14 protein-coding genes and 1 tRNA gene are annotated in these 20,698 nt (G+C 39.6%); 5 read left to right on the top strand and 10 right to left on the bottom strand.

Annotated elements, in window-relative coordinates; all coding sequences use genetic code 11:
• Nucleotides 1-196: 196 nt before the first annotated feature.
• Nucleotides 197-1,054 (top strand): hypothetical protein, encoded by an 858-nt coding sequence (locus tag VB797_RS16805; protein ID WP_323238858.1) that lies wholly within the window; start codon nucleotides 197-199, stop codon nucleotides 1,052-1,054.
• Nucleotides 1,055-1,346: 292 nt separating this feature from the next.
• Here the strand turns inward: VB797_RS16805 and ccsB are convergent, their stop codons facing one another.
• The 4 genes from ccsB to VB797_RS16785 all read right to left on the bottom strand — a co-directional run bounded on the left by ccsB (nucleotide 1,347) and on the right by VB797_RS16785 (nucleotide 5,477).
• Nucleotides 1,347-2,405: a c-type cytochrome biogenesis protein CcsB gene (ccsB, locus tag VB797_RS16800; protein WP_323238857.1), complete on the bottom strand. Its 1,059-nt coding sequence runs from the start codon at nucleotides 2,403-2,405 to the stop codon at nucleotides 1,347-1,349.
• A 111-nt stretch (nucleotides 2,406-2,516) separates the two neighbouring features.
• Nucleotides 2,517-4,250, bottom strand: a complete 1,734-nt coding sequence (locus VB797_RS16795) for a DUF3352 domain-containing protein (RefSeq protein ID WP_323238856.1) — start codon at nucleotides 4,248-4,250, stop codon at nucleotides 2,517-2,519.
• A 363-nt stretch (nucleotides 4,251-4,613) separates the two neighbouring features.
• Nucleotides 4,614-5,213, bottom strand: a complete 600-nt coding sequence (locus VB797_RS16790) for a chorismate lyase (protein ID WP_323238855.1) — start codon at nucleotides 5,211-5,213, stop codon at nucleotides 4,614-4,616.
• Nucleotides 5,214-5,394: 181 nt separating this feature from the next.
• Nucleotides 5,395-5,477: transfer RNA gene (locus VB797_RS16785), tRNA-Leu, on the bottom strand.
• A gap of 428 nt (nucleotides 5,478-5,905) precedes the next feature.
• On the opposite strand from VB797_RS16785, the gene accC reads away from it, so the two are divergent.
• Nucleotides 5,906-7,258, top strand: coding sequence for an acetyl-CoA carboxylase biotin carboxylase subunit (gene accC / locus VB797_RS16780; RefSeq protein WP_323238880.1), 1,353 nt, complete (start codon nucleotides 5,906-5,908; stop codon nucleotides 7,256-7,258).
• Nucleotides 7,259-7,820: 562 nt separating this feature from the next.
• On the opposite strand, the gene VB797_RS16775 is transcribed toward accC, so the two are convergent.
• Nucleotides 7,821-8,273 carry a dTDP-4-dehydrorhamnose 3,5-epimerase gene (locus VB797_RS16775; protein WP_323238854.1) on the bottom strand — a complete coding sequence of 151 codons (453 nt, stop codon included), beginning with the start codon at nucleotides 8,271-8,273 and terminating at the stop codon, nucleotides 7,821-7,823.
• Nucleotides 8,274-8,407: 134 nt separating this feature from the next.
• On the bottom strand, nucleotides 8,408-9,994 hold the full coding sequence (locus VB797_RS16770; RefSeq protein ID WP_323238853.1) for a glucose-6-phosphate isomerase: 1,587 nt from the start codon (nucleotides 9,992-9,994) through the stop codon (nucleotides 8,408-8,410).
• A gap of 519 nt (nucleotides 9,995-10,513) precedes the next feature.
• Here VB797_RS16770 and VB797_RS16765 point away from each other — a divergent pair.
• A complete protein-coding gene (locus tag VB797_RS16765) occupies nucleotides 10,514-12,019 on the top strand; it encodes an alanine/glycine:cation symporter family protein (protein ID WP_323238852.1) in 1,506 nt (501 codons plus the stop codon).
• Nucleotides 12,020-12,069: 50 nt separating this feature from the next.
• On the opposite strand, the gene VB797_RS16760 is transcribed toward VB797_RS16765, so the two are convergent.
• The 3 genes from VB797_RS16760 to VB797_RS16750 form a co-directional block, all read right to left on the bottom strand.
• Nucleotides 12,070-12,426 (bottom strand): hypothetical protein, encoded by a 357-nt coding sequence (locus tag VB797_RS16760; RefSeq protein ID WP_323238851.1) that lies wholly within the window; start codon nucleotides 12,424-12,426, stop codon nucleotides 12,070-12,072.
• 571 nt (nucleotides 12,427-12,997) lie between these two features.
• Nucleotides 12,998-13,579 carry a metalloregulator ArsR/SmtB family transcription factor gene (locus VB797_RS16755; RefSeq protein WP_323238850.1) on the bottom strand — a complete coding sequence of 194 codons (582 nt, stop codon included), beginning with the start codon at nucleotides 13,577-13,579 and terminating at the stop codon, nucleotides 12,998-13,000.
• Between the two features lie 662 nt (nucleotides 13,580-14,241).
• Nucleotides 14,242-17,232, bottom strand: coding sequence for a UPF0182 family protein (locus VB797_RS16750; RefSeq protein WP_323238848.1), 2,991 nt, complete (start codon nucleotides 17,230-17,232; stop codon nucleotides 14,242-14,244).
• 600 nt (nucleotides 17,233-17,832) lie between these two features.
• Here VB797_RS16750 and VB797_RS16745 point away from each other — a divergent pair.
• Together VB797_RS16745 and VB797_RS16740 are read left to right on the top strand one after the other, a co-directional pair.
• Nucleotides 17,833-18,024: a hypothetical protein gene (locus tag VB797_RS16745; protein WP_323238846.1), complete on the top strand. Its 192-nt coding sequence runs from the start codon at nucleotides 17,833-17,835 to the stop codon at nucleotides 18,022-18,024.
• Nucleotides 18,025-18,356: 332 nt separating this feature from the next.
• Nucleotides 18,357-19,028 carry a Fe2+-dependent dioxygenase gene (locus tag VB797_RS16740; protein ID WP_323238845.1) on the top strand — a complete coding sequence of 224 codons (672 nt, stop codon included), beginning with the start codon at nucleotides 18,357-18,359 and terminating at the stop codon, nucleotides 19,026-19,028.
• A 146-nt stretch (nucleotides 19,029-19,174) separates the two neighbouring features.
• Here VB797_RS16740 and VB797_RS16735 read toward each other — a convergent pair whose 3' ends face one another.
• The gene (locus VB797_RS16735) at nucleotides 19,175-20,461 is read right to left on the bottom strand and encodes a glutamyl-tRNA reductase (RefSeq protein WP_323238844.1); all 1,287 of its coding nucleotides are present in this window, start codon (nucleotides 20,459-20,461) and stop codon (nucleotides 19,175-19,177) included.
• Nucleotides 20,462-20,698 lie beyond the last annotated feature (237 nt).

The following is a 20,698-nucleotide window of genomic DNA, read 5'->3' as shown; positions in this document are numbered from 1 at the left end:
TTGTAACGTGTTCATTTAGAGCAATGAATAATGATTTGTGTCCTATTTAGCTTGTTTTCTTAATTATTTCACCACTAGTAGTAGGTTGGGTTGAGGAACGAAACCCAACATTATGAAGACTACTTTGAAAACTTCGATACGCAGAGCATAACACCGAAGGTGTATCGCAACTTGTCCGGAGTTAGCAAATGTCAGTATGGCTAACTTTACTTTGGCAAAAAAATATTTGATTTTCTGTGAAATTACTCATCAGGATAGTTCTATTTGGTCTATAAAATTAATACTGAAATGCAAGTTTAAAAAAATACTATATATGGATATGGGATTCCTGAAAAATCTGGGTAGTATCGTTGGTAAAGTTGCCGGAGGAACCGTTGGCGGTGGAATCGAAATAGTAGGAATATTAGTAGACAGTAATTTTGTTAAAGAGGTAGGACAAGGTGTATACCAATCAACTGTTGTTTCAACAGAAACGCTAGGTAGTTTAGCCGATGGAGCAATCACCGCAGTTTACGGAATTGTCACTGAAGACGAAAAGAGAATTACAGAAGGTTTTTCTGAAGCTGGAAATGCAGTTAAAACCACAGTTACTGGACTTGGACGAACAATTGCCTACACAGCAAACGGCGTAGGTGAAGTTTGTAATGGTATTGCCAATAATGACCTCAAGATGGCTGGACAAGGTGTCAGAAAAGTTGCCAAAATTGTTGCTATAAGTACTTTAGCTGTCGGAATTACTGAGCTACTAGACATGGGCGACGCAATTATTGCGGATAATGAAATACTGGGAGAATCAATTATTTCAGACGCAGAGATTTTTAGCGAGACAGTTATTGCTGATGCAGAAATTCTCAGCGAGACTGAAATTTTATACGAAAATGCTTCGGAAAGTGTCGCTGATACCCATCATGTTGAGCCTCACAGGGTTAACGGATACGAGCGAGCAGACGGAACCTATGTAGAAGGCTACTGGCGAGACGGCGACGGCAATACTTCTGTTAATTTGACTTCAGAAGAAGGGGGTGGTTATTTGCGTAGCAACCCGTCAGCATAGAAAACTGTTGTTATTTTCATATGGGCATTAACATTACCGAATTCACAATTTAGTAGTAGTAGATTAAGTTGAGGAACGAAACCCAACATTATGAAGAATTTGTTGGGCTTCACTCCGTTCAACCCAACCTACGATTTTTGCATAAGTTCTAAAACTTTCAACATATAAAAAAACTCCTTCCCAACCTGTGGAAAAGAGCATTATAAATTAACTTATTCAACCCGCGCAGGCGGGTTTTGCCTGTGTAGACGCGGTTTCAACCGCCAGATTAATTAATCAACCGCTGGATAATCTAAAAAAACCACCCATAAGAATGCAAACCCTTACCCAACAAATTCACTCCCAAATAACAAACCCAAACCGCAACAAACCCCGTAGCCGCTAAAATTGCCGGACGACGACCTTGCCAACCGCGAGTAATCCGGGAGTGCAGATAAGCCGCAAACACCAACCAGGTAATTAATGCCCAGGTTTCTTTAGGGTCCCAACTCCAGTAAGAACCCCACGCTTCATTCGCCCAAACCGCACCAGCAATAATGCCGATTGTCAAGAGGGGAAAACCCAACCCAATAATCCGATAGCTAATATTATCTAAAGTTTCCGCAAGACTTAATCTTTGAGGAGAAAGCAGTTCTCCTGAATCAATGCTTGATGTTTGAGTTTCTATACGCCGTGCAACTGCCGTACCTGTTTTACCATTACCATTACTACTGCTTTGAACGGGAGAAAAACCATTGTTTTCAAAAGCAAATGTTTGGGGTTCGGTAACTAATTCACCGGCTTTGTGCAAGCGATAACCGTTAGTACGATAGCCACCAGTACCGACGGAACTACCTTGAAGCTGCACTGGTTGACCTTTTGTAACGATCAGAAATGCTACGGCTATTAAAGAACCTACCATTAAAGCCGAATAACTCAACATCATCACGCTGACGTGCATCATCAACCAGTTTGATTTGAGTGCGGGTACTAATGGTTCCGAAACTTGCATATCTGAAGGAAGCGTTAGTGCTGCAAAAGCGCTAATTCCCATCGCTACGGGAGAAGTCGCAACACCTACCAAACGGCTGCGACTGCTGTATTCAGCGATTAAATGAACCGTAGTGATTCCCCAAGCCAAGAAAAACAAAGATTCATATAAATTGCTTAAAGGGAAATATCCACCCTCCAACCATCTTGCACCAAGTAAAGTTGCCATGCACAAATTAGCGATCGCCATTCCAGCGGTTCCTAAACCACCCAAAATCGGTAAATTAGGAAAAGCTGCTCCTACCCAATAAATCAACATTGTGACAAACAGGACGAGGAAGGAAGCATTATCAAGCCAATTCTGGAGTACAACTAAATCCATAAAAGTGTTCTCCCAATGAAATTACTATAATTTTTTATCTTACTTTCTTTCAAAGCCCTATTTAGAAGAGGCACTAATCACTTAAGATTTTCACCTCTAGGACTCACTTTCCTACTCACTTTCCTTGGAACTTGAAAGCTGTGGTGGTTTCTCTCCTTTTTTCAATTCCAGCAAAACATCATAGCGAGTAGTCCGACTATCGCTTACCGCAGTTGTTACACCGATGGAATTAATTGCGTTCAAAAAATTTTGTTGTTGGGGAAACAAAGCCGGTAAGGACAAGCTTTTTGCTGCACCTTCCATGTCCAAGAAAAACTGACCATTGACAGGATTAACTTCTTGGGGTAATGCTTTGTGAAAAGAATCGGCATTAGCTAAAATATTCTTTGGTTTGGGAAGAATTTTCTCAGTTACGGGTGTTCCCAAAGTCAAAAAAGCAACATCTTTATCCAGCCAACCATGAGTAGCAGTTAAAGTTCCCGACGGACCAATCCATCTGACAACAGGAACTTCCCCTGCTTTCTCTTCTTTGATCGTAAACTGATACTGAGTTCTCATCGCGTCATCTAACTGTTTTAAAGATGTTTCTGCTTTTTGGCGATCGCTAGCCTGTACCATAAATACTAAAGCTACTCGAACGTCTTGAGGGATGTCTTTATTTGGGGCATCAGGAATAATCGATACGGCAAATTCACCTCCCATCCAACTCAGCAAGTCACCGTCTAAATCAAGTCCACTCAAATTTTTAAAGCCGCTTCTTAACTCTTCTGGATTAACTGGAGAAAGAGGATTTTTCTGAGCAGTTGAAACGTAATCAGCCCACAATCTGCGTAAGTTCCCACCAGAAAACATCATTAAGGTGGATGCTGGTAAACGAGTTGTCATAGTGGTAGCTTTATTTTCTACCGCTAGCACTCTTTGACTATTGGGTTTTAACCAAGATACTCCTTTAAATCGCAGTCCTTGAGATTCTAAACTGACAGTTCCCGCTAAACCTTGATTATTTTTCAGTTGTGCTAAAACTTGCGCGGGTAAGCGAGTCTTAGCAGAAGTTGTCCCCGCGATTTGAGCCGCAGACGGAATATTGACGTAAAACTGAGCGAGGGGTTGATAAGTCGCGATTTGGGGTAAATGCTTGGCAAAACCGACCCCATTAGCTAGTGTTGCTTTGCTTTTATAAGCTTTGATCGTTCTTTCAGTAGCTTTGGGATTATCTGCAATAATTAAAAAACGTTCTTCTATTATTGCTGTAGATAACTTTTCCCCTGAAGTTGATTCAGCTTCTTTGATCGTAATCCCTTCATACTCGCGGTCAACCCATTTCCCTTTCAAGGCTTTTGGTTGTGCAAAAGCTGTTTGAGCTTTGTTTTGGTCTTGAATTGGTAAAACCATCACCATCGATTGTTCGACGGGAGCTAATTTTTCATCACTGGGTACTGGTACTGCTTCTGGTGGAGTTTTCGGCTCTTGAGGAGCGAGAATTGCCACAGTTACCTGGTCTCCAACCCAAGGACTGACATCTTTTTGAAAATCAAAACCTTCCTTTGCCAGAAAGCGATCGCGCCACTGAACTAAACTTTTATCTAGAGCAGCTTGGCTTTGTTTGGTTCCAAAAGAACGCAGTTTGTCCCACTGATTAGTATCCGTACTTAGAGAAACCGTAAATAGGGCATCTTCGGGAATAATATTGGCACCTACAGGCAAACTAGACGATGGTTTTCCAGCCGTCAAAAGCCAGTAAGCCGCTATCCCACTACCAATTAATAAACCCGCCCCAGAAAGGGTCAAGACTAAAGACGGTTTCTTTTTTTTCTTACCAGAAATAGACACGACAGGGAGTGTCATTGAAACCAATACCTCATAAAACCGAATTTTTCAATTGCTTTATTAGTTAACCTAACCAAAATAACTCTATATATCTAGAGTTATTAATTACCAAAATAATTTTTATCACTAGCTCAATAGTACTTTTGCAATCAAGCCACCATTAGCAGTTAATAGGTTTTCTCTATATTTAGCTATCAATAATGTAGCTTAGAGTACCAATATTATTATTTCTCTTACTCAAGGTAAGTAAAATTATAAATCTGCCTCCGCAGCAAGTTTAGCACTACTATTGCAACCAGACACTAGCCTAATTGAAAAGCAATTCAATAAAACTACTTATCATCAGGAATAAGTTTAACTAAGTTAGAAATATAATTACAGTTAGCTTGAACCCAGATATTTAGTTAAATAAGGTGAAAAAACCTCATAAATCAAGGTTAAAGGCTGTCCGTGATGCCAAAATAAATAATGACGACCCCAAAAAGGACCTTTTTGATTAAATCCTAATTCCAAAGCAGCAGAATGACCGTAGTAAATCCCTTGAACATCCCGATACAACTCAGTGCGAAGACGCGCTAAACTCGCCCAAATCGGTAACGAACGATTCTGCAAATATTCATCTACATGGGACGCTTCCCACCATGAAGCTGCATAAGCCAAAACTTGACCGGAAGCGGTACGCAACCAAACCTGTCGTCGCAGTCTCGGACCCGGCACCAAATGAATCAAATCGGGTGCGCTATCAAAATCCATGCCAATTAATGACATATCGATCACATCTACTTCCGTCGGTTCCCCCGTAAGCAATTTCAGGTGTCGCGTAGGAGAACCATCACCTAACAGCAATAGCTGCCAAGCCGGTGTTAACTGAGTATGAGGCAAACCTTGCTGTATTTCCTCTTCTCCACCTTGCCAAATCGCATCTAATCTATGCCATGAGTAAGGCAAGGCTAAATTATCCGTCGCTGTAATTGCAGTCAATGCTCTGCTCTTAACAATACTTTACTTATTTCTATCAAAGCATAAAAGAGGGAGTGGGGAATAGGGAATAGGGAATGCTGAAAAACCAAAAAACTTTCACCACCAAGGATGAAAGCATAATTTTTCGTATTTTATAATTTCCATGCCCAATGCCCTATTCCCTACTTATGCCATTAAAAAATGCGGATGGCGAGACTCGAACTCGCAAGAGCATTGCCCACACGCCCCTCAAGCGTGCGCGTATACCAATTCCGCCACATCCGCATGATTGTTTGTCTAAAAATGGATTATAGCATAAGAGAATAAATATGGTAAGAAGATGGTATATCAGAAAAAATCATGATTGAAATGCATTGTTTTTGCCAGATTGGGATAACTGGCTGACAGAAATGAAGTAGAACTATTGTCATATTTAAGAACGGTTGTGACATGACTTGCCGTTCCGTTCCCTGGGTGTTTATTATTCAAGGTCGGGATGCGTATCATTATTAACCTGCTGAGTTATTTCTTAATGCTGGTTGCATCAAATTAGGCAAACAATCTATTTAAAATGCCTTATGGGTAGTTATAGCCAAGGATTTTGCAAGCAAAGCGTCCAGTTTCTTGTCAAATTTTGAAACAAAGCGAAAGTATTGTTCCGGACTTGACGCGAGAAAATGTCAATCTACATAAATGATATAGAAATTACAAAGATGAATTTTGACAAAATATTAATTGCCAATCGAGGGGAAATAGCTCTTCGCGTTCTCCGTGCTTGCGAAGAAATGGGAATTGCGACTGTTGCAGTACATTCCAACATCGACCGTAATGCTCTTCACGTACAGCTTGCCGATGAAGCAGTTTGTATCGGTGATGCTGCTAGTAGTAAAAGTTATTTGAATATTCCTAATATTATTGCGGCAGCATTAACACGTAATGCCAGCGCGATTCACCCAGGTTATGGTTTTTTAGCGGAAAATGCTCGTTTTGCTGAAATCTGTGCCGACCATCATATAGCTTTTATTGGTGCGTCACCCGAAGCGATTCGCAAGATGGGAGATAAATCGACTGCAAAGGAAACCATGCAAAAAGCCGGTGTTCCCACAGTCCCAGGTAGCGATGGTCTGCTGTCTTCTGAAGAAGAAGGATTAAAAACCGCCGAAAAAATTGGCTATCCGGTGATGATTAAAGCGACAGCTGGTGGTGGTGGAAGAGGAATGCGTTTAGTGCGATCGCCCCATGAGTTTACTAAGTCTTTTCGAGCCGCACAAGGAGAAGCGGAAGCAGCATTCGGTAACAAAGGAGTATATCTAGAAAAATTTATCGAACGACCCCGCCATATTGAATTTCAAATTTTGGCGGACAATTACGGTAATGTAATTCATTTAGGCGAACGCGATTGTTCGATTCAGCGACGCAATCAGAAACTTTTAGAAGAAGCCCCAAGTCCCGCACTCAATGAAGATTTACGGCAGAAAATGGGAGAAGCCGCAGTTAATGCTGCTAAGTTCATTAATTACACTGGTGCGGGTACGGTAGAATTTTTGCTGGATGATAGGGGCGATTTCTACTTTATGGAAATGAACACCCGGATTCAGGTTGAGCATCCGGTTACGGAAATGATTACCGGAATTGATTTGGTTGTCGAACAAATCCGCATTGCAATGGGAGAAAAACTCAGCGTGACTCAAGACCAAGTTGTGTTGAGGGGTCACGCAATTGAATGTCGCATCAACGCAGAAGACCCTGATCGCGATTTTCGTCCTTGTCCCGGACGCATCAGCGGCTATCTTCCCCCTGGAGGTCCTGGTGTTCGCATTGATTCCCACATTTACACCGATTATGATATACCTCCTTACTACGACTCGCTGATCGCAAAATTAATTGTTTGGGGTCCCGATCGTGCCACCGCAATTCATCGCATGAAACGAGCTTTAAGGGAGTGTGCGATTACTGGAGTAACTACAACCATCAGTTTTCATCAAAAAGTTATGGATATTCCCCAGTTTTTGGAAGGTAATGTCTACACCAGTTTCGTACAGGACATAAAGGAAACCAACATTTAACTTAGTACTCGACCAACCCGAAATTGTCGGTCAACCTAGGGAATAGAAAAAATATTTTTGGTTTTCTAATTTTCAGCTACTCCGCATTGATTTGCCAGACTACTAGTGAGTTATGGTAGTGCGACGCTACGAATGTTTTTACCCATCATATTTAATGTGGTGGAATAGTAGGTTGGGTTATACAGGAAAACCAAATTAGATTTGAAACGAAAGTCTATTTATCCTGTCGTAACCCAACATCAATATTGCGGGTAAATTAAGATATTACAGCGCTGTAGTTAATTTCTAGTTAAAACCTATTATTCTTCGTGCGCTTAACCCTAGCTACTAATTTTCTCAATCATCAATTATCAATTAACATAATTATTAATAGATTTGACTAAATAAACCCGCGCAGGCGGTGAATCTAGTTGGCGGTGTCGGTTTCCGTCCCGCCAAACTAGTGAACCCGAAGGGGTTTTGCTTGTGTAGCAGAGCCATTGCGTTGCGGGGTTTCCCCCGTTGTAGCAAATGGCGTGCGGTAACAAAGCGCCGGATATGGGTTCTATAAATCAGCTAAAAACTAACCTTTAAAAGACATTTGCTTTATCGTGTCTAAATCATTCCACGCGGCTTCTGCTGCTTCCAAATCATAGGGAAATGGTCTTCCACGGGTAACGTAATCGAGCTTTTGCGGTTCTCTATGACGCAATACGGCATTTACTACTACGCAGGGTTCTAAAGTAATATTAATCACTCCATGCAGAACTCCCGGTGGAATCGTCACCACTGCTGGGTATTTTTCACTTAATGGAATGTACTGATATTGCTTATTAATTAAAGTAACTAGCACAAATCGACCTTTGACTACTAATAATTGGTCGGTTTGCGATTTATGTACGAATAAATCTTCTACTGTATTGGCTGGAATCTGTACCAACATGGTTTCATTGCTGGCTTGAGGAGTGAAGAACTTAGTCATCCCCCCTTTAATTGATTCCAAATAGCGGATTTCAATGCCCCTAATATTACTCATATAAATATAGTGCTAAAAAAGCATCCTAAAAATTGAATCGTTAGTTCAATCTAAGATGCTCAGTAATAAAAAAATGTTGCGAATGCAACAAAAGTTACCAAAATATGGTATTGAAATGTAATCTATTAGCCAACTTAGCCCATAGAGAATTTTAAACTACTCGGTTGTCCAAGATTACCTTCTACTACTACACCGCGTCCGTTGGCATAAAAATGACGCAATATAATGTAAATTGACTCTATCTGGTCAGATGCACCGGCTTTTTGGGCTATTTCTTCTAGAGAAAGCGGATTTTCTGCTGTTTGGAGAACAGATACTACTTGCTGCTGCAATTCCAAAATAACTGCTGCTGCTTTTTTACCTGCTTCTACACCCGGTTGGTGGTAAGCGTTGACGTTTATCAAGCTCGCGTATAAACCCACAGCGCGTTCGTATAAAGCGATTAATGCGCCTACAGTCCGAGGATTAACTTGGGGTATAGTAACTGTAATTGAATCTCGGTGGTTATCGTAAAGTGCTTTTTTAGTACCTTGAAGGAAACCGGAGAGATAATCACCCGATGTAATTCCCGGCTCAATTTCTAAAGAGGAACCTTTTCTATCTTCTAAAACTTCAATGAAGGTAAGGAAGAAATTCGCTACCCCCTCACGCAACTGCTGGACGTATGCATGTTGATCGGTTGAACCTTTATTACCGTAAACTGCAATACCTTGATGGACGATGTTACCATCTAAGTCTTTTTCTTTACCTAAAGATTCCATCACCAACTGTTGCAGATAGCGGCTGAATAAAAGCAGGCTGTCTTTATAAGGAAGCACAACCATATCTTTTTCACCGCGTCCGTTACCAGCGTAGTACCATGACAAAGCGAGTAGTGCAGCAGGGTTATTTTTGACATCTGGAACGCGAGTTGCGTCATCCATCTCTTTAGCACCGTCGAGCATTTGATGAATGTCAATACCCTGCAATGCTGCCGGGACAAGCCCTACAGCAGACAATTCTGAAGTCCGACCTCCAACCCAATCGTACATCGGAAAATGTGCCAGCCAGCCTTCCGATTCCCCAATTTTACTTAGCTTACTACCAGGCATGGTAATCGCGATCGCATATTGTGCGAAGTCCAGATTTTGTCCGGAATAAGCTTTCTTCACTTCCATCATTGCGTTACGCGGTTCCGGTGTTCCTCCAGATTTAGAAATCACCAAGACCAACGTACTCGAAAGACGATTCCGCAATTGAGTTAACACGCGATCGATTCCTGCGGGGTCGCTGTTATCGATAAAATGAATTGCTAGAGGTGGATAATCTGTAGCTAAAGCTTGAGCCACAAATTGAGGACCGAGTGCAGAACCACCAATCCCAATTGAGATTATATCGGTGAAGCGAGGAGCTTTGGGAGGATGAATCGCACCCGTGTGGATTTTCTCGACAAATACTTCTATTTTCTCAATATTGTCAACAATCTCTTGCGTTACTTCCGGAGTTGGGGCCAAATCGGGGTTTCGCAACCAATAATGTCCAACCATCCGGTCTTCATCGGGATTCGCGATCGCGCCTTTTTCCAATTCAGCCATATCCGCGAAAGCTTTGTCAAATGAAGGCTGTAACTTCGCAAAGAAGTCATCATCGAAGCCCATCCGGCTAACGTCTAGGTAAAAACCTAGTACTTCATGGAAATATAGCCATTTCTGGTATCGTTGCCAAAGTGCCGTAGCATCCATAAGGAAAATCTCAAGTCACGATATTGTCACAAACAAGTTTAAGCTAAGGTTCTAGTAATACCTTGTCAACTTATACAGTTTTAACTGTTTACACAACTGCTCTCCTCAAACATCTGGCATAGGTATGACTGCTATGTTATTTCTAGTTCATCTTGATTCAATTGCTCGATTAAGTGATGAATTTTATTTCGCAGATTTTTCATAATATTTGTTAATAAAAATTAAGTATCAAAATTTCCCACTGCCTTAGTTTTCTGATTAACGCTGCAATAGTTAACAGTTATACCGCCCTATTACATGGATACGGGTAATATATTGATCAATTTATTAACTGATATATTTTCCTTAACAAAGATTTTATCCGGAAATCAATTGGAACGGCTATACATCCGATGCTTACTTAACACTCGTCGGATACTGGCTTTGATGTGACATAACTTGTGTGAAACATATTCCTTCAGGTAGTATTCCTGAATAAACAATTGCTGTAGTCAAAAAATTAATGGAGAATTTAATTAAATGCGAAAGCCGTTTTTTAAGCACAGTTGGCTATTAACTTTATTATTCTGTTTGATTCCGACAGCGGTTTTTGCTGCTGATGAAGCTGCTGGGGAACCTTTGCTCAATTCCCTTGATGCCGCTTTTGGTCGATTCGTAAAGGGAATATTTGATGTCCTATTTTTCAGCATCGGTGGTTTTCCCTTAATTGTTTTATGGCTAATTTTTGGAGCGGTTTTCTTTACTATCCGTCTCAGATTCGTCAATTTCCGGCTGTTCGGACACGCTATTGATATCGTTCGCGGGAAACACGATGACCCCAACGCACCAGGGGAAGTTTCCCACTTTCAAGCTTTAGCTACTGCTTTATCGGCAACTGTAGGACTTGGTAACATTGCCGGAGTCGCGATCGCAATTAGCGTTGGTGGTCCGGGTGCAACTTTGTGGATGACTCTGGGTGGTTTGCTGGGTATGTCCAGTAAAATGGTTGAATGTACTCTCGGTCAAAAATATCGCATCATCAAGCCTGATGGTAGAGTTGCAGGCGGACCGATGTATTATCTTTCTAGAGGATTTGCAGAAATTGGTTTAAAACCATTAGGTAATGTTTTAGCAATCCTATTTTCTATTTGCACCATCTTCGCTGCTTTTGGTGCGGCAAATATGATTCAGGTCAGTCAGTCTTACAGTGCGGTTAAAGCAGTCCTTCCGATATATCCTTGGGTTTACGGTTTAGTTTTAGCTGTATTAGTCGGTTTGGTAATTATCGGCGGTATCCATCGGATCGGTCAAGTTGCGGGGACTATAGTACCAGTCATGTGCGTGCTTTATGTTGCTGCTGCATTGTGGATTTTGTTAGTTAACTTTACTGAGATTCCCAGTGCTTTTGCAACTATCTTTCAACAAGCTTTTAGTCCTCAAGCGGTGGAAGGAGGAGTTATCGGCGTAATTGTTCAAGGTTTTAGACGTTCCACCTTTTCCAATGAAGCCGGAGTTGGTTCCGCTGCGATCGCTCACGCAGCAGCAAGAACAGATCGACCGATCAAAGAAGGTCTAGTAGGACTTCTGGAACCATTCATCGATACGGTAGTTATCTGTAATATGACTGCTTTGGTAGTCGTAATCACTGGAGTTTGGAATAATCCTGAATATGAAACAATCAGAAAAGCTGGTGAAGGTGCGGCTCTAACTTCTGTTGCTTTTGGTACGGTAATATCTTGGTTCCCCATATTACTGGCAATTTCCGTATTTTTATTCGCTTTCTCGACGATGATTTCCTGGAGCTACTACGCAGAAAAGGCTTGGGAATATCTCTTCAGCGAACGGAGTTTGATTGTATACAGAATATTATTCGTTGGTGCGACATTTATTGGTGCGATCGCAAAACCTCAATCGGTACTTGATTTCGGAGACGCTACGTTTTTTGCGATGGCTTTGTTTAATCTGTTTGGAATGTATTTCCTTACTAATAAAGTAGTTGAAGATTTGAACGATTACGAACAGTATCTTAAAAAAGCAAAATTGTAAAACATCCTGTAGAGACTTTGCAATTGCAAAGTCTTCTTGATTAATTGCTACTAACGCATCCGATCAAAAAATTTTACTCCGCTTCCATGATGTTTTCTTAATTCTTCAATCTGAACATCTCGATCCGATATTGCCTTTTTAATAGACAACAACTGCTTTTCTAAGTTCTCTCGTTTTGCTACAGATTTTCTAGTTCCAATCGCTACAATGCTTGCTAAACCCAGTGTTAAACTCAAAGCTGCTCCCATTTGAGGAGAGATAAAATCTCTGATTTCTCCATATATAAAATCTTGATTGTCTACTTTGATTTCTATTCGTTCGGAACCGTATTCAGCTAAAAACATAGCAAAGCTAGCAAAAACTATAGCTGAGATTGCAATGGTTGGTAGCACCACTTTTTTAAACATTTTTTACCTTCGTGTATTCAGAATTTTAATCAAACTAAGTTAATCGGGAAATTTACAGTCGGGAAATTACAAGAACGATAAATCTACACTCCTTACTTAACTAAAAAGCAAAATTTATCTAGAACTACTCCCTATTCCCTACTCCCTATAATTACTGACTAATAACAACTTAATAATTTAATGAATATATTTTTGTGTAAATTTGATAAAATCGCCGCTTTTCTTCTTATTGCTTTTATGAAATTATCAGTTCTTTACCATAAAAGTACTTAACCTTTATAGGAACTTCATCTGACTACAGTGACAATACTTATATAAACTTTACAAAAAATTACCATAGGCGATCGAGCTAATCCTACTCCCTACATTAAAAATTAGAAATAAGTACTAACGCAAAATTATTTATATAATTACTCATGAGTTATATAAACCTTCCCTAGACGAAATGTTTAATTTATTTTGCACGAGTACTTAGTAGCTGAGAGAATAGGAGTCAGTAGTTAAAGTACTTTATCCCTTGTCTCATTGCTATTTAAAGTTTAAAATCTGCGAAAAATTATCTATTCAAGGATTAACATCGGAAATATATGCCATCTTTCTGCAACAGTAACCGACTATCGATTAATTCCTTCCTTAGACTTTCAAAATCTCGATAGTAACGGTTGAGAATTTCATTTACTGCATCCTCCGAATATTCTACTCCCATTTCAAATTTGTCTATTACCCACTTGAGAATTGTCAAACGTTTCTTACTGCTACTCGGAATTTCTTTGAGGTATTGTACCGATCCAGAATTTTCAAAATGCCCTTCAATATAAGTGTTTAATACTTTCACTTCCCAGGTTTTAAGGTTCACGTCCTCAGCAAAACAAGCTATTTTTTCCGGCTTAAACACTTCTTTAGTCATCGTTTGCAAAACATCTTTATCTAATTGATAAAAATGAGTATTGCCTTCAGGACGCATTCTTACTAATTCAAGCTGCTTGAGTTTGGTTAAATGATGCGAAATAGTGGGTTCTTTGAGTTCTAATAACACAGCCAATTCTTCTACACTGCACTCCTGGCTTGCCAATATACCAATAATTTTCAGTCTACTTTCGTCTGCTAATGCTTTAAAAAAACGCAACATTTTTCGTAATCTATCATTTTTCATTTTGTGCTATAACTACCTTCTATTCCTATCTAATTAGAGCCAAATAAAATCAAACTAATGATTTTTTCATGTAGCAAAAACAAGGCTTTTAACCTGCTCTTAATACACACTAATTTTGAGATCTTTTGGTAAAAAAATCAAATTTTTTTTACCATTGGCTAGGTTTGACCACAAAAAGCACTGCATAAATGTAAATGAGTATTCATAGAATGCTAATTATAGTCAAGTCAAATATTTTGCGTTTACAGAAATGATAATTTGTTTGGTTGAAAAATCATCAACTGGATAAAAATTGTGAAATCTACCGTTTTACCCGTCGAATTAACGTTACCTCTTAAAAAACTAGTAGGTTTGCGGAAATTAGTCTCAATTTGTGAAGCTAATAAATATCGGATTTATAAGTAATTTAAAATGTAAAGATTAAAAGATTAATAATTAAAGATTTTTAGCAAGACTAAATCTTAATAGCCCGCCATACACAATTGATTTCTTGTGCAACGTATAAAACTGTGCAGAATAATATAATACAACCTTCTTAACAATTTTTACATTGTTACTCTCATTTGCGATATCCTCCTAGAAGGGTATTAAGGAAGTTCTATCTATTTCTGTAGATAGATATTGACCTATTTACTATCACTGATACAAATGTTCTCCACCGCTTATTGCGGTAAGAGCGGTTGTTGCGGTTCATCTGGAATGGTAAAAGTAGGGGTTCTAATTTCAGGTACGTTAAAAATAGCTGCGAGAGATTTTTCTAAAGTATCTTCCATGACGATTTGATTATTGTAAGCAACAATCACCCGAACTAAGGTTGGCAAACTATTTTCCTCGGCTTCCAAATACAGCGGTTCAACGTAAAGCAGTGATTGTTCGATCGGTATTACCAATAAATTTCCTTGAATTACCCGCGAACCTTCACGATTCCATAAACTAATTTGTTCGGAGATTTCTGGAGTTTGGTTAATTAAAGCTTCTATTTGCTGCGGTCCGTAAACTAATTCCTGCTTGGGGAACTCGTAAAGTAATAATTTGCCATATTCTTTGCCATCAGAACGCGCTGCTAGCCAAGCAATTAAATTTCGTCGTTGGGTAGGATTAAAAGGAAGTAGTAAGATAAATTCTTCATTTTGAGCAGTGGGTAATTTTGTAATTAAATAGTAAGGTTGAACTGGCTGCTGTTCAGTACCGTAAATTTCCGAAGGTATCTGCCACAAATCTTCTCGGTTGTAGAATACCTGGGGGTCGGTCATATGATAAGCAAGCAACCGTTCCGACTGAATGCTGAAATAGTCAGAGGGGTAGCGGATATGACTGCGAAGAGTGGGGGGCATTTGATCGAGAGGTTTGAACATCGACGGAAAAATTGCCCCCAATGTAGTGATAATCGGGTCTGTTGAGTCGGCAATGTAAAAAGTCACATCACCGTTATAAGCATCAACAACGATTTTTACGGAGTTACGGATATAGTTAAATTTATTTTTTCCTGGGTCAGAATAGGGATAATGGTTAGAAGTAGTGTAAGCGTCAATTATCCAATACAGATACGTTGGTTTGCCATCGATAGTTGTTCCTTTACCATCGGCTGCTACCAAGTAAGGGTCGCGATCAAAACGTAAAAAAGGAGCGATCGTGCGGATTCTTTCTCTAATATTACGGCGAAAAATTACCTTAGTTTCTGGTTTAAAGTTGCGCGTCAGCAGCATCTGCCAATCTTTAAGATACTGGGAAAACAGCAAGCGTCGCCAAGTTGCACCGATAGGAACTCCACCAGTTCCGTCATAAATATTAAATTCGTTAGCATTTCCACTGGGATAGTCAAATTCTTGAGTTTTGGTTCCCGTCATTACATAGGTATCGGCAATTTCTCCATAATAAATTCGCGGATTCGCAATCGGAATACTGGCACGAATTTCGGCATTAGATATGGATAAAGAAGCTTGATTCCCCGAATTTTCCACACCAATATCTTTAACGTAATAGTAAGGTAATCCACCGGGAGCAACTTGGTTGACCGGACTCAGAGTAAACCCGTAGCCATGAGTATAAACTAAATGCTTGTTTACCCAAGTTTTCGCCGCGTCGGGAACGTCGTTGTAATCTAATTCTCTGGCTGCGATGATAGTTTGCTGTTTGAAAGAAGCTTGGGAGCTAATACTGCGTTTAAGAGTGTAACGGTCAATATCTGCATCTGGAAACTTATAATAAGGTCGGATTTGCTGTAGTTGACGGTTACTTTGTAGCAGCGGACGGGTATCCCATAAGCGAATATTAGCAATAGTTAAGTCATTTTTTTGCAGGTCAGATGCGGTGAGATTCTCTTGAGGATTAAAAGTAGTTGCATCAATACTGTCTAAATTAAATGCTTCGCGGGTAAGTTTGATTGTACGTTCAATGTAAGGTGTCTCGCGGATGATTTCGTTTGGCAGTACGACTAACTTTTGGACTACTGTAGGTAGAACGCTGACAGCAACAGTTGCGATTACAAGAAAAAATCCCGAAACATAAATTAGTTGACGCGGGTAAGGTGTACGTCTTAAACTCTCTTTTGTTCTTTTAGATAAAGTCAAACTTCGCAGTAACAAGTAGGCTGCAATAACTACAGCTAAAACACTCAAGCAGGTATAAATCGGTAGCAATACTTTGACATCTGTATAGCTAGCACCGTAGTTTACCCCTAATTTAGAATACAAAAGTTGATATCTTAACAGCCAATAACGTAAGGCGATCGCCAACATCGTCAAGCAACCTAAAATGTTGAGATGCAGCCGTTGCTGGACGGTAAAACCGGGAAATCTCCCTTCACTCAAGCTGTTAGCGGAACGTAAGTAAATCAACGCTACCGCAGCTATACCTAATAAAAATAGTCCTAACAACCAAAATTGCAGCAGTTCCCAAACTGGTAACGAAAATATATAAAAACTAATATCGCGATTAAATAAAGGTTCGCTGATGTTTAAACTTGTAGCGTTAAAATATTCTAAAACATTTATCCAGCGTGCCGATATTAAGAAACCTAAAAGTAAACTCACAAATATGGCGATCGCTCTGAGCCAAAATTCGTACCCAACAAAAATCGCAGCACTCAAAACCAACAGTGCAATTAATTGCAAAATGGAGATAGCAGGTTGCTGTAACTGCACTATATTCCAGATTACCTGAAACCAAGAGGGAAATTGCAGTAATTCACCAGGTAATATGACTTGGGGATACCAAACATTTATTGCTCTCTGACTGTAAAAAAGTACTATTGTCGCTACTAAAACAGTGAATCCAAAAATCGCTGGGAACAGCCAGCGTAATCGTAATCCATAAAGGTAAGATGGATTTGCAGAAGTTTTTACTATTGGAGAAGGGAAAAAATTTCTTTTTGATTTTCTGCCGATTTCCTGATCTTCGTATCCGGCTTTCGAGTGCCTAAACGAACTCGCTACAATCAAATTGCCTAGTAAAAAACACGCTGAAGTGAAAAAGGCGATCGTCCACAAACCGAACTGCGTTATTAAGCGCAATATAAACTCTGACAAATACCCAACTTTCTCGAACCAAATAAATTCTGCTATTAGGTGTGAGGCTAAATCAAACATCAGCCAAAAACCCAACAATCCGAAAATTATCCGATAACTTCTTCGGGGAATAAAACTAAATTGCATCTCTAAATATTAATAATTAACTCGTTTGCGATTAGTTTTAGTTGTATTTTTTTTTACTTAACTTCAACTTTCAACAGTTAAAAATAAATGAATTTCTTGGTCAATTTCCATAAATTATCACATTTGATCTTTCTTGAATGTTACACTATTTAGCTTTACCATACTTTTTATGCTGAATTAACTTGAACAGGGAATAGAAAAACATCCCGTTTGATAATTCCTGAAGAACTAATTTATTTAATAAAAATTCTCATTAAAACTAAGTTTATTGATTAAAATTAAGCTAACTTATATATTAAATTCTCAGTAAGCTTCCAGGCATACTCAAAACCCATACTATTAATTTACTAGCCAAAAAGCAATATCGTAAAGCATCTAAAGCTTTGGAGTAACACATATTTGGAACAGCTTTCAACTAAAAGCACCAGTTATGTAATCCAAACTTCTTGCTTATAATTACCAATATAAGTTAAAATCATTTGCAATTAGCTTCTAATAAAGAAGCACTAATTCTCGACTTGTGTTCAACAACCGTCGAAATTTTTGGGGTGTCGTGGATAAACTAAATAACTTGAAAAAATGATAGTGAGGAGTGTGAAAATGCGTTCAAAAACAATTGCTTTATTTCTTGCATTAGGTATGGCTGCTAGCGTCACCGCTTGTGGTGGAGATGAAGCCCCTGAAGGTGGAGAAGGTACCGAAGCGACCCCCGGAGTTGAACAAACTACTCCAGAAGCGACACCTGCTGCGACTGAAACCCCTGAAGGTGGTGAAGGTGGTGAAGGTAGTTAAGGGCTGACAATAAATAAGCCTCATTTTTCAATAGATTGAGCCAATGGGCAAGATAAAGGTGAAAAACCGCCTTTGTCTTGCCCGAATTTTGGTTCAGAGAAATTAGGAGTTAGGAATTAGGAGTTAGGAGTTGAGAAAATCTTTGTAATGTTCGCGTCTTACTGCTTAACTATCTTCTTGTGACCAATATCCCATTGCCAATTAAGTAAGTTGGCACAAACAAACCGAATTATGTAACAAAATGTAAATTGGCTACAAAACTTTGCCCCTATTGCCTACTCCCTACTCCCTTGTCCTAATTACAATTTTCAACGCCAACCTGCTTAATACATATGATTCTTGTTATAGAAAATGTTCTGACAGCAGAAGAACTAGATATAATTACTGACAAACTTAAAGATGCCGAGTTTGTAGACGGCAAGCTGACAGCAGGATGGTTTGCAAAAACGGTTAAAAACAATACTCAGCTATCAGGAGATACTGACACCGATCGCGAATTGAAAACTATTGCGATCGAAGCGATTAAACGCAACAGGCTATTTGAAGCAGCAGTCAAACCAAAAGTTATCCGTCCGATAATTTTCAGTTGTTATTCGCAAGGAATGTATTACGGTTCTCACACCGACAACGCGATAATGGGAGGTGAAAAACCTATACGTTCTGACGTATCATTTACCTTATTTCTGAATTCTCCCTCAAGTTATAAAGGAGGAGAATTAGTTATAGATACAAGTCTAGGGGAACAAGCTTTCAAATTAGAAGCAGGTTCAGCGATCGTATATCCTTCAACAACCCTGCATCGAGTAGAAACAGTAGAGACAGGTAAACGTTTAGCAGCAGTTAGTTGGGTACAAAGCTTGGTTCGCGAACCTTCCCAACGCGAAATTTTATTTGACCTAGATACAGCCAAACAAATCATGTTTCAAAAACACGGTAAAACAGCAGAATTTGACTTAATTAGCAAAACCTACGCGAATTTACTGCGAAAATGGGCAGAAGTTTAGAAGAGATGGGGGGATGGGGGAAGGGGAGATGGGGAGATGGGGGGATGGGGGGATGGAGGAAAAAATTAGGAGTTAGGAGTTATTTAACCTTTGACCTTTGACCTTTAACCTTTAACCTTAATTATTCCCCATGCCCAATTCCTGATCTAACTAAATTGCTCTTCTGCATCTAAATTAAATAACTTTTGCAGGGTTTGCATACAGTGTTGTCTAGCTTCGACATCTTGCTGCGCTCTCAACTGTACCATTGGGTCGTGTAATATTTTGTTAACTATTCCTCGCGTTAAGGCTTCGATGACTTCTTGATGTTTTTCGCCGAATTCCGAACCCAATCTCGATAAGGCTTTCTCTAATTCTTGTTCGCGGATAGTTTCAATTTTGTTTCGTAAAGAACTAATTGTAGAAACTGTTTCGAGACTGCGCCACCAGATGTCAAAAGCTTCTACTTCTTGTTCTAAAATACCCACAGCTTCCTGTGCCATTTGACGACGACTTTCTTGATTTTGGGCGACTACCGCTTTCAAGTCGTCTACATTAAATGCCTGTACGTTTTCTAGTTCGTTAACATCTGCGTGAACGTTGCGCGGTACAGAAATGTCAAACAACATTAAAGGACGGTTGGGTTCTAATACTAATTCTAATTTGCTGCGGTCAAGTATTGGTTCTGTTGCCGAAGTACTTGTAAATACTAAATCGCTTTCGGTAATTACTAGCATCATTTCTTCCAGAGGTTGAATCTGGATGGTACAAGCGGTAAACTGCTTTGCTAATTCTTCCGCTCTTGCCATAGAACGATTTAGAATACAAATTTCTCCCGCACCTTTGGAAATCAAATGCTGTACTAGCAAGCGCGACATTTTTCCAGCCCCAACGATCGCAACTCTAACTGCGGCTAAATTTTGTACTTTCATTTGGGCTAGTTCTACCGCTGCGGAACTAATAGAAACCGCACCAGTTCCAATACTTGTTTCGCTACGCACCCTCTTACCGGCGGTTATAGCTTGTTTAAATAATTTATTTAGAACTGTTTTAATCCCTTTATATTGCTGACCAATTTTGTGAGTAGTCTTTACCTGAGCCAAAATTTGTCCTTCACCGAGTACCAAGCTATCTAAACCAGCCGAGACTCGCATTAAATGCATGACAGCATCTTGATGGAGCAACATAAATAAATGGGGTCTTAAAGACATTACAGGTAACTTGCTATGCTCCGAGAGAAACTGAATTACTTCTCGGATACCTTGTTCGCTTTCCCGAGTAACAATATAAATTTCCAAGCGGTTGCAAGTACTCAGAACTGTCACTTCTTCAATACTGGGATAGCTTAACAGATGAGCGATCGCCCCTTCAGTTTGCGGTTCGGGAATGCTTAGTTTCTCTCTAACTTCTACTGGGGCTGTCTTGTGGCTTAAGCCTACGACTGCTATATGCATCTGAATAAATGGTAATTACTAATTATTTATTGATAATTGATAAACACAAGGGGGAACGGGGGAGGAAGTTAAGGGTTATGAGTTATGAGTTATGAGTTATGAGTTATGAGTTATGAGTTATGAGCTACGCAGTACCGTAAATTAAAAATGCCTCTTATCCTAAACCTAATCTTGGGACGATCGGCGTAATTAAAGATGATTTGTACAACTAATTCACATTCAGTCCAATTTATAAAC

Origin of the sequence: Rivularia sp. UHCC 0363 (assembly GCF_034931125.1) — a bacterium.
GTDB lineage: Bacteria > Cyanobacteriota > Cyanobacteriia > Cyanobacteriales > Nostocaceae > Rivularia.
This window is presented reverse-complemented; position numbering and strand designations above follow the sequence as displayed.

Coding starts and splice junctions, on each gene's coding strand:
- VB797_RS16760 (WP_323238851.1), bottom strand. CDS start 12,426: ATGTTTAAAAAAGTGGTGCTACCAACCATTGCAATCTCAGCTATAGTT.
- VB797_RS16795 (WP_323238856.1), bottom strand. CDS start 4,250: ATGACACTCCCTGTCGTGTCTATTTCTGGTAAGAAAAAAAAGAAACCG.
- VB797_RS16770 (WP_323238853.1), bottom strand. CDS start 9,994: ATGGATGCTACGGCACTTTGGCAACGATACCAGAAATGGCTATATTTC.
- VB797_RS16735 (WP_323238844.1), bottom strand. CDS start 20,461: ATGCATATAGCAGTCGTAGGCTTAAGCCACAAGACAGCCCCAGTAGAA.
- ccsB (WP_323238857.1), bottom strand. CDS start 2,405: ATGGATTTAGTTGTACTCCAGAATTGGCTTGATAATGCTTCCTTCCTC.
- VB797_RS16755 (WP_323238850.1), bottom strand. CDS start 13,579: ATGAAAAATGATAGATTACGAAAAATGTTGCGTTTTTTTAAAGCATTA.
- VB797_RS16805 (WP_323238858.1), top strand. CDS start 197: ATGGCTAACTTTACTTTGGCAAAAAAATATTTGATTTTCTGTGAAATT.
- VB797_RS16750 (WP_323238848.1), bottom strand. CDS start 17,232: ATGCAATTTAGTTTTATTCCCCGAAGAAGTTATCGGATAATTTTCGGA.
- VB797_RS16740 (WP_323238845.1), top strand. CDS start 18,357: ATGATTCTTGTTATAGAAAATGTTCTGACAGCAGAAGAACTAGATATA.
- accC (WP_323238880.1), top strand. CDS start 5,906: ATGAATTTTGACAAAATATTAATTGCCAATCGAGGGGAAATAGCTCTT.
- VB797_RS16775 (WP_323238854.1), bottom strand. CDS start 8,273: ATGAGTAATATTAGGGGCATTGAAATCCGCTATTTGGAATCAATTAAA.
- VB797_RS16745 (WP_323238846.1), top strand. CDS start 17,833: ATGCGTTCAAAAACAATTGCTTTATTTCTTGCATTAGGTATGGCTGCT.
- VB797_RS16765 (WP_323238852.1), top strand. CDS start 10,514: ATGCGAAAGCCGTTTTTTAAGCACAGTTGGCTATTAACTTTATTATTC.